This window comes from Sinomonas sp. (assembly GCF_051955515.1).
Taxonomy (GTDB): domain Bacteria; phylum Actinomycetota; class Actinomycetes; order Actinomycetales; family Micrococcaceae; genus Sinomonas.
This window is the reverse complement of record NZ_JBQCGQ010000182.1, coordinates 1-8,115: the sequence shown is the minus strand read 5'-3', so window position 1 is coordinate 8,115 and position 8,115 is coordinate 1. Positions and strand designations below refer to the sequence as shown.

The 8,115-nt window shown below is 69.5% G+C and carries 10 protein-coding genes; 5 read left to right on the top strand and 5 right to left on the bottom strand.

What is annotated here, in order from left to right; translation table 11 throughout:
- Together ACTHL9_RS10390 and ACTHL9_RS10385 are read right to left on the bottom strand one after the other, a co-directional pair.
- The coding region (locus ACTHL9_RS10390) for a dihydroxyacetone kinase subunit DhaK (RefSeq protein WP_440518898.1) at positions 1 to 346 on the bottom strand (346 nt) is incomplete at its 3' end.
- A gap of 42 nt (positions 347 to 388) precedes the next feature.
- Positions 389 to 1,735 carry an MFS transporter gene (locus tag ACTHL9_RS10385; protein WP_440518897.1) on the bottom strand — a complete coding sequence of 449 codons (1,347 nt, stop codon included), beginning with the start codon at positions 1,733 to 1,735 and terminating at the stop codon, positions 389 to 391.
- Positions 1,736 to 1,877: 142 nt separating this feature from the next.
- Between ACTHL9_RS10385 and ACTHL9_RS10380 the strand changes: the two genes are divergently transcribed.
- From ACTHL9_RS10380 to ACTHL9_RS10370, 3 genes are all read left to right on the top strand, one after another.
- Positions 1,878 to 2,618: a FadR/GntR family transcriptional regulator gene (locus ACTHL9_RS10380; protein ID WP_440518895.1), complete on the top strand. Its 741-nt coding sequence runs from the start codon at positions 1,878 to 1,880 to the stop codon at positions 2,616 to 2,618.
- Between the two features lie 61 nt (positions 2,619 to 2,679).
- Positions 2,680 to 3,003 (top strand): PadR family transcriptional regulator, encoded by a 324-nt coding sequence (locus ACTHL9_RS10375; RefSeq protein WP_440518893.1) that lies wholly within the window; start codon positions 2,680 to 2,682, stop codon positions 3,001 to 3,003.
- Positions 3,000 to 3,773 carry a permease prefix domain 1-containing protein gene (locus ACTHL9_RS10370; RefSeq protein WP_440518892.1) on the top strand — a complete coding sequence of 258 codons (774 nt, stop codon included), beginning with the start codon at positions 3,000 to 3,002 and terminating at the stop codon, positions 3,771 to 3,773. The genes ACTHL9_RS10375 and ACTHL9_RS10370 overlap by 4 nt, the downstream gene beginning before the upstream one ends.
- On the opposite strand, the gene ACTHL9_RS10365 is transcribed toward ACTHL9_RS10370, so the two are convergent.
- The gene (locus ACTHL9_RS10365) at positions 3,727 to 5,220 is read right to left on the bottom strand and encodes an NCS2 family permease (protein WP_440518890.1); all 1,494 of its coding nucleotides are present in this window, start codon (positions 5,218 to 5,220) and stop codon (positions 3,727 to 3,729) included. The two genes, ACTHL9_RS10370 and ACTHL9_RS10365, sit on opposite strands and share 47 nt — an antisense overlap.
- Positions 5,221 to 5,333: 113 nt before the next feature.
- On the opposite strand from ACTHL9_RS10365, the gene ACTHL9_RS10360 reads away from it, so the two are divergent.
- Positions 5,334 to 5,483: a hypothetical protein gene (locus ACTHL9_RS10360; RefSeq protein ID WP_440518888.1), complete on the top strand. Its 150-nt coding sequence runs from the start codon at positions 5,334 to 5,336 to the stop codon at positions 5,481 to 5,483.
- A gap of 9 nt (positions 5,484 to 5,492) precedes the next feature.
- Here ACTHL9_RS10360 and ACTHL9_RS10355 read toward each other — a convergent pair whose 3' ends face one another.
- On the bottom strand, positions 5,493 to 6,080 hold the full coding sequence (locus ACTHL9_RS10355; RefSeq protein WP_440518886.1) for an FAD-binding protein: 588 nt from the start codon (positions 6,078 to 6,080) through the stop codon (positions 5,493 to 5,495).
- A 210-nt stretch (positions 6,081 to 6,290) separates the two neighbouring features.
- Here ACTHL9_RS10355 and ACTHL9_RS10350 point away from each other — a divergent pair, with 210 nt between their 5' ends.
- The gene (locus ACTHL9_RS10350; RefSeq protein ID WP_440518885.1) at positions 6,291 to 7,310 is read left to right on the top strand and encodes a universal stress protein; all 1,020 of its coding nucleotides are present in this window, start codon (positions 6,291 to 6,293) and stop codon (positions 7,308 to 7,310) included.
- Between the two features lie 12 nt (positions 7,311 to 7,322).
- Here the strand turns inward: ACTHL9_RS10350 and ACTHL9_RS10345 are convergent.
- On the bottom strand, positions 7,323 to 8,115 hold a 793-nt coding region (locus tag ACTHL9_RS10345; RefSeq protein WP_440518884.1), incomplete at its 5' end, for a C40 family peptidase.

The window sequence follows — 8,115 nt, the reverse complement described above, 5'->3', positions numbered from 1 at the left end:
GGGCCTGGGTGAAGTGCAGGACGTCGCCGGCGTAGTTGCCGTACGCCAGCAGCACGCCGCCGCCGGCCTCCACGGACTTCGCCACGGAATAGACCTGCTGCGCGGACGGGGAGGCGAAGAGGTTCCCCATGGCAGCGCCGTGGGCCAGGCCGGGCCCGACGAGGCCGGCGAACGCGGGATAGTGCCCCGAGCCGCCGCCCACGACGAGCGCGGCGCCGCCCTCACGGGTGGCCGTCCGCCGGGCCACGCCACCGTGCACGCGGCGCACCCAGCGGCGGTGGCTCGCGACGAAGCCCTCGGTCATCTCGTCCGCGAACGCGGCCGGGTCGTTGAAGAGGCGGGTCATGGGGAAGCTCCTGAGGGCGGGTCGGCGGGAGAAGGCGGCGGGTCAGTGCGCGATGTAGGTGTCGGCGTCGTCGTCGGCCTCGGCGGCGTCCACCGACCCGCGGCGGGCGAGCACCACCATCAGAATCGCGGAGAGGATCATGAAGCCGCCCACCACGAACATGGGCACGAGGTAGCTTCCGGTCCAGTCCTTGAGCGCGCCGGTCACGTAGCCGGCCGCGAAGCCCGCAATGTTGCCCACCGTGTTGATGAGCGCGATGCCCGCGGCAGCGGCGGCTCCGGTGAGGAAGCGCGTCGGCACGGTCCAGAAGTTGGGCAGCGCGGCGAAGATCGCGCAGGCCGTGACGGTGATGACGGCGACCGTTGCCACCGGGTTGTTCGTCGCGAGCGCCACCGGGATGCTCACGCCGCCCACGGCGGCGGGGATCGCGATGTGCCAGGTCTTGACGCCCCGGCGAGTCGCGTCACGGGACCAGAGGTAGAGGACGATGGCGGCCGGCAGGTAGGGGATGGCCGTGATGAGGCCCTGCTGGAAGACGTCGAACTTGGTGCCGAACTGGCTCTCGAAGCCCTTGATGATCGTCGGGAGGAAGAAGCCGAGGGCGTAGAGGCCGTAGATGAAGCCGAAGTAGATGAAGGAGAGCATCCAGACGCGCCCGTTGCCGAGAGCCTTCCACGCGCTCACGTGGTGGCCGCGGCTCGTCGACTTCGCCTCGCGGGCGAGGGCGCCGGTGAGCCATTCCTTCTCGGCCACGGTGAGCCACTTGGCCTCGGACGGCTTGTCGGAGAGGTAGAACCAGGCCACCACGCCGATGATGATCGCCGGGATGGAGACGCCGAGGTACATGAAGCGCCAGCCCTCGAGCCCGAAGACGCCGTGCTGCTGCATCAGTGCACCCGCGAGCGGCGCACCGATCACCGTGGTCAGCGGCTGGGCCAAGTAGAAGAGGGCCAGGATCTTGCTCCGGTGCTTCGAAGGAACCCAGAGGCTCAGGAACAGGATCGCGCCGGGAAAGAAGCCGGCCTCGGCCACGCCGAGGGCGAAGCGGAGGATGTAGAGGCCGTCCGCGTTCGGCACCCACGTGAAGAGGGCGGCCACGATGCCCCAGCTCACCATGATGCGGGCGAGCCAGCGCCGGGCACCGAACTTGTGGAGAGCGAGGTTGCTCGGCACCTCCAGAAGGATGTAGCCGATGAAGAAGACCCCCGAGGCGAAGCCGAACTGCGCCGCGGAGAGCGCCAGATCGCTGTTCATGCCGTTCGGGCCCGCGAACGAGATCGCGGTCCGGTCGAGATAGTTGATGAAGAACATCAGCGCCACGAAGGGCACGAGGCGGATGGCGACCTTCTTGACGGCCGACCGCTCCGCAGACTGCTGAGTGGTGTCCACACTGACTCCTGGCTGTGGTTCTGGGGCGCTGCACGGCCCCCTCTTCCTCCGACGGTAAGGGCAAAGAGGCAAATTGGTCAACCGGTTGACGTGAAATGCGCAAAACCCGCTTTTGCGGTGTTGCGTCAGCTAGCCTTGACCCGTGGCAACAAACGTGGGCGAAGCAACGGCGGATCTCGGCCTGGACCTGGGCACTATGCCCAGCGGGTCCGTGGTCTCCGAGGTCGCCGAGCGGCTCATGGCCGCGTTCACGAGTGGGCAGATCCCTCCCGGGGCGCGCCTCCCCTCGGAGCGCACCCTCGCGGCTCAGCTGCAAGTTGGCCGTTCTGCCATCCGTGAAGCGCTGGCCGCCCTCGAGATCCTCGGGATCGTCATTGTGCGGCCGGGCTCCGGCACGTACCTGAGGGGCGGCGCCTCCGAACTTCTGCCCCGCACGCTCTCGTGGGGCCTCATGCTCGGTGAGCCGCGGACGCGCGAGCTCGTCGAGCTGCGCAGCGGGCTCGAGGTCCAAGCGGCGGAGCTCGCGGCGACCCGGATCGACGAGTCCGTCCTCCGCCGGCTTGCCGGCTACGTCGAAACCATGAAGACGAGCACCACCGACTTCGAGGCCTTCAGGGACGCCGATTCCCAGTTCCATCGCGAGATTGCCGCGGCCTCGGGCAACTCGGTGCTGGAGGACCTCCTGCAGAGCATCCAGTCCCTCCTGCGGATCTGGGTGGATCGGGGGCTGCGGGACCAAGATCACGCAGCGGTTGCCGCGCGAGAGCACACGGAGATCTTCGAAGCGCTCGAGGCCGGTGACCCGGACCGCGTGCGACGCGTCATGGGTCACCACATGGGATCAGCAAGCGCGCGCCTCCTTTCCGAGTTCGATCAGGGCTAGGCCGAAAGAAGGCTGGTCGAGCCCTTGCCAGCGCGCGATCCCGTACCTAGATTGTCTAGGCATGGGACGAAGTGCGGTGAACGGACAACTCGACCTCTTGCTCCTGGCCTCCCTCGGGGCGGGCGAGGCGCACGGCTACGCGCTCATCGCGCGCATCCACGAGCGCAGCGGCTCCCGCCTCGAGCTCCAGGAGGGCTCGGTGTACCCGGCGCTCCACAAGCTGGAGGCCTCCGGCAGCGTCGCGAGCCGGTGGGCGGACGACGACGGCGCCCGCCGCCGCGTCTACTCCCTCACCGAGGCCGGTGAGACCGAGCTCGCCCGCAAGGCGGAGGAATGGCAGGGTTTCGCGACGGCGGTGCGGGGCGTCCTCGGAGCGGCGTCATGAGCGCGGACAGCCCCATCGAGGCCTATCTGGATGAACTCCTCGCAGGCGCTGGCGGCGCCGAGCCGAGGGCCGTGCGCCGGCTGCTGGCCGAGACGGAAGCGCACCTTCGCGAATCGGCCTCTCGCCTCCGGGCCCAGGGCCTCGACCCTGAGGATGCGGAGCGAGAGGCAGTGAAGCGCTTCGGCCCGGTGGGCACCGTGACCGCAGCCCTTCGTCCGCCCCTGAGCGCCCTCGGAAGGATCCCGTTGCGTGCCTTCGTGCGGCCCGTCGTCGGCCTCGCGGCCATCGGGGCGCTCGCCGTCGGCCTCAGCGGGGCCGTGTCGGAGCTGTTCGGGCGCCTCTGGGGAGCGGGCTTCGTGTCCGGCGACCTCCCGGGGATCGCCTACACCGCGGCGCGCTGCGCCGTCCTGCAGGCGCCGTACCCCGGCCTCGACTGCTCTCAGGCGGCCGCCGAGCACCACTGGGGCGAGGTGGTCGAATACCGCGTCTTAGCCGGCATCGTCGGCTTGCTGCTTCTGGTGGTGTGGCGGCTGCTGCCGCGGGAGGCGCCGCTGCCGGCTGGTCTCGTGCCGGCCCTCGCGGCCGCCGCCTTCCTGCTCGGCGCGGCGGCCACGGGACTTCAGGCCGCCAACGCCGCCGTCCAGGGAGGGCAGGGGACGGGCGCCTGGCTGAGTGGCGCCGTCGTCGCCCTCCCGCTCGCGGTGGTGTTCGCCGTCGTCGCGCTCAGACGCCCAGTGCCTGTTCGATCGGTCCGAGCGCAAAGAAGATGAGGAAAGCCGCGGCGACCGCCCACATGAGCGGGTGGATCTCCCGCGCGCGCCCCTGGAAGGTCCGCACGAGCACGTAGCTGATGAAGCCCGCGCCCAGGCCGTTCGCGATCGAATACGTGAACGGCATGAGGGCGATCGTGAGGAACGCCGGGATGGAGATGCCCACGTCGGTCCAGTCGATCTTCGTGACCTGCTGGAACATGAGGAAGCCGACCACCACGAGGGCCGGAGCGACCGCCTCGAATGGGACGAGGTTGATGAGCGGCGTGAGGAACATGGCCAGCAGGAGCATGATGCCTGTGACCACCGAGGCGAGGCCGGTGCGGGCGCCCTCGCCGATGCCCGCGCCGGACTCGACGAAGATCTGATTCGAGGAGATCGACGAACCGCCGCCTGCGATCGCGCCGAACGCGTCGACGAGGAGGACCCGGTCAACATTCGGGATGTTGCCCTGGGGATCGATCGTCCCGGCCTCGCGGGCAAGGCCGACCATGGTGCCCATCGCGTCGAAGAAGATGCTGAGCAGGATCACGAACGCCATGAGGATCGCCGCGAGAGCCCCGAGGTGCGCGAATGCGCCGATCGGGTTGGCCTGGCCGATGAGGCTGAGGTCCACCGGGCGCAGGTCGCCGAGGCCGGGAACCACGAGCGACCAGCCGCCGGGATTCGGCTTGTTGTCGGCCCCGACGCTCGGGCCCACGTGGAAGACGAGCTCGATGATGTTCGCGACGATCGTCGCGCCGATGATGCCGATGAGGATGGCGCCCCGGACGCGGCGGACCATGAGCGCGATGGTGAGGACGAGGCCCACCACGAAGACGAGCGTTGGCCACCCGATGAGGCGTCCGTCGAACCCGAGGCCCAGCGGCACGGTGGTGCCGGCGGCATCCGGGATGCGGCGCACGAAGCCCGCGTCGACGAGGCCGATGAGCGTGATGAACACGCCGATGCCCACGACGATCGCCGTCTTCAAGCCCTCAGGAACGGCCTTGAACACCGCCGTCCGGAAGCCCGTGAGGACCAGGAGGAACATGACGATGCCGGCGATCATCACGAGGCCCATCATGTCCGGCCACGTGACGCCGGGGTGGGTCGCGATGGTCACCGCGACGAACGCGTTCACGCCGAGGCCCGTCGCGAGCGCGAACGGGTGCTTGGCCCATAGGCCCATGATGACCGTGAGGATGCCCGCCACCAGGGCCGTCGCGGCGGCGACCCGGGGGATGCCGAGCGTGTTGCCGGCGGAATCCGCCCCCGAGAGGATGAGCGGGTTGAGGACCACGATGTAGCTCATGGCGAAGAACGTGGCGAGACCGCCGCGGATCTCGCGGGCCACGCTCGAGCCGCGCTCGGTGATCTTGAAATAGCGGTCGACGGCGTTAGTCGACGTTGCTGTTTGTGTCGACACAGAGGTTCCCTTGGACGTAGTTGAGGGTGTGGTGCCCATATTAGAGCGGGGGAAACGGACTCTTCGTCGGATGGCGGGTAAATGTGATCGAGTACTCTGAATTCTTTGTGGATACCCTAGGACCCAGCAGTTCTGCCCCCACCCCTCCAGCCATGCAGAGCGCCGTCCCAGGCACCGTTGCGACCGCGCCGCCGGCTCCCGCAGCACCGGGCGAGCCGTTCCCATGGGCCTTCGTGGTATTCGGCGTCCTCGGGGTCGCGCTGCTCATCGCGTGGTTCCGCCTCAGCCGCCGCGGAGACTGAGCGCTGCCTTCAGGCAGGCTGGTACGACGACGACACCGAGTCCGCGACAAGTCTCGCCACCGATTTCGCCTGCCAGAGGAGTTCCCTCGTCGACGGCGAGGACAGTTCCGCCACGCCGATGAGATAGAGGCCGATTCCGGCGAGTTCCTCCATGAGCTTCTCGCCGAGGGAGAACCCGAGGTCCGCGAGGAAGCGGCGGAGCTGATTGTGGGCGCAGCGGGTGAGGACCACGGCGTCTGCGAAGATCACGCCGGTTTCGGTGCGAACGGCCCAGCGGAGGGGCGCTCCGGGTTTGAGCTGCTCAACGAGCGCCAGGTGCTGGGCCCGGACCGTGGTGCGCACGTCGAGGGCCTGGCTTGCGACATGTGCCCTCAGATGGCGCATGACCTTCAGGTACTCGATGGACTCGTCGGACGAGAGGTCCGTGACTCGGAGCGTCGTCGTTGCGGTCGAGGGCGCCGCAGATTCGAGGCCGTCGACCGTGACCGTGGCCACCCCGTGGCGGCTGAGCTCTCCGGCTACCGCTAGCCCCGAGAGGCCTGTGCCGATGACGACGGCGCTCGTGGACTCTGGGGTGTTCGGCGGCAGCGTGGACACGTGGTCGGCTCTCCTCCGGTCGGCGGATCTCTGGAACTGCTTGGGTCCTTCCTCCCCCCACGGCAGGCACCATCGGAACACTACCCGGATTCCCGACGCATCGGTAGGCCGTTGCCATCCGCCGCCGTGGGAGCTTGACCAGACCAGTAAACCGACCACCATTGTCGGTAAGGGGGTCGGTTTGGCTCCCCGCAGCCGAGGAGGATTGCGATGGCAGACCAGCGCGACCGCGAAACGGGCCACACCCTTGGGGGAGACGCCGAGCTGCCCACCGGGATCGTCGTCGGCGTGGACGGGTCAGAACACGGAAGGTGCGCCCTCATCTGGGCCGCACGGGAGGCGCAGCGCCGCCGGCGGCCGCTCCACGTGGTCACCGCGTACAGCGTTCCCATCTTTGCCGCGTCGGGCCTCGACGGCGGCTACTCCACCATCGACGACACCGTCATCCAGGAAGGGGCTGCCGCGGTCCTCAAGGAGGCCGTGGAGTCCGTCGAGGGCTACGAGGACCTCGAGCTGAGCTCGTCGGTCGAGAGCGGCGACGCCGCCGGCGTGCTGCTGCAGTTCTCCGAGGCCGCCGAGCTGCTCGTGTTCGGCTCGCGCGGCCGGGGCGGATTCGTGGGCCGCCTGCTGGGTTCGGTGAGCAGCGCCCTGCCGGCGCACGCGAAGTGCCCCACCGTGACGGTGCCGCTGCGGTTCGCCGAACGCCTTGGCGAGCACCTCGAGCGTGAGCGGACGCCCAAGGAGCCTGTCGAGGTTGAGCCCGTTGTCGCCGTCGGCGTCGACGGTTCTGAGCAAGCACGCGTGGCGGTGCTGGTCGCCGCGGAGGAAGCCATGCTGCTCGGCGTGCCGCTCCGGGTGGTCTGCGCCGTGCCGCAGTTCAGCGGAAGTCTCGCGTGGGTGCCCGCACCGGTGGACCGAGAGCAGCTGTTCCGGGACATCCGGGCGCAGCTCAAGGCCGGCACGGCGTGGCTTCAGAGCCACTTCCCCGACCTCGAGGTGCAGACTAGCCTCATCGACGGCGCCCCCGTGGATGTCCTCGTCGGCGTGAGCCGCGCCGTGGACCTCCTGGTGCTCGGCACCCGCGGGCACGGCGGCTTCGCCGGGATGCTTCTAGGGTCGACGACGGACGGCGTCCTCCATCACGCGAAGGGGCCCGTCATGGTCGTCCCCGACCATGAGGATCCGCGGCTGGCGGACCGGCCGGGTTTCGGACCGATGCTCACGACTTAGGAATCTTGCCGGCTAGGAATAGCGGGCGACCGTCGGCCAGACGTCGGACATCCAGGCGAGCGGCGTCACGGTGATGCCGTCGCTCGGGTTGAGCGCGTTGACGATCTTGCCGCTGCCCAGATAGATCCCCACGTGGTAGAAGTTCCCGGCGCTCCCGAACACGACGAGGTCGCCTGGCCGGGCCTGCGAGAGCGGGACGTGGACGGGCGCCGAGTTGTACTGGTCGGTCGCGGTCCTGGGGACCCAGATGCCCGCAGCGTTGAACGAGTACCACACGAGCCCCGAGCAGTCGAAGCCCGTGGGGCCGGTGCCGCCCCAGAGGTAGTAGTTGGGCGGGCCGACCTTGGACATCGCCACGTTGATGGCCGCCTGGATGCCGGAGCCGGTGGGCTGGGGGGGGGGTGCGGGTGCGGGGGCGGGTGCGGGAGCGGGGGCTGGGGCGGGTTCAGGAGCTGGCGCGGGAGCCGGTGCGGGAGCTGGCGCGGGAGCCGGGGCAGGCGCCTGGTCCGTCGTCGCCAGCGGGACGCCCGCAGTGCCGCCGCCGGAAGCAGCGCCCTGGGCCGCCGTCGTCCCTGATCCGGACGCCGCAGCCTGGGCACCTCCAGCCGGCGAGGAGCCGGCCGGGGCAGGCTGCGCGTTCTGAGGGGATGCCGCGTTCTGGGTAGACGCCGCGAGCATCGCTGCGAACTGCTGCTGTTGGCGCTGCTGCTCGAGGCCGGCCACGCGCGCCTGCTCGAGTTCGACCGTGGTGTTCCGCAGGGTGGCGAGCTGGCCCACGAGAGTTGCGCGCTGCGCCGTCGTCTGC

What these genes read in the sequence shown, in the direction of transcription:
- ACTHL9_RS10350 (WP_440518885.1), top strand. Translation starts at nt 6,291, where the DNA reads ATGGCAGACCAGCGCGACCGCGAAACGGGCCACACCCTTGGGGGAGAC.
- ACTHL9_RS10370 (WP_440518892.1), top strand. Translation starts at nt 3,000, where the DNA reads ATGAGCGCGGACAGCCCCATCGAGGCCTATCTGGATGAACTCCTCGCA.
- ACTHL9_RS10375 (WP_440518893.1), top strand. Translation starts at nt 2,680, where the DNA reads ATGGGACGAAGTGCGGTGAACGGACAACTCGACCTCTTGCTCCTGGCC.
- ACTHL9_RS10365 (WP_440518890.1), bottom strand. Translation starts at nt 5,220, where the DNA reads ATGGGCACCACACCCTCAACTACGTCCAAGGGAACCTCTGTGTCGACA.
- ACTHL9_RS10360 (WP_440518888.1), top strand. Translation starts at nt 5,334, where the DNA reads ATGCAGAGCGCCGTCCCAGGCACCGTTGCGACCGCGCCGCCGGCTCCC.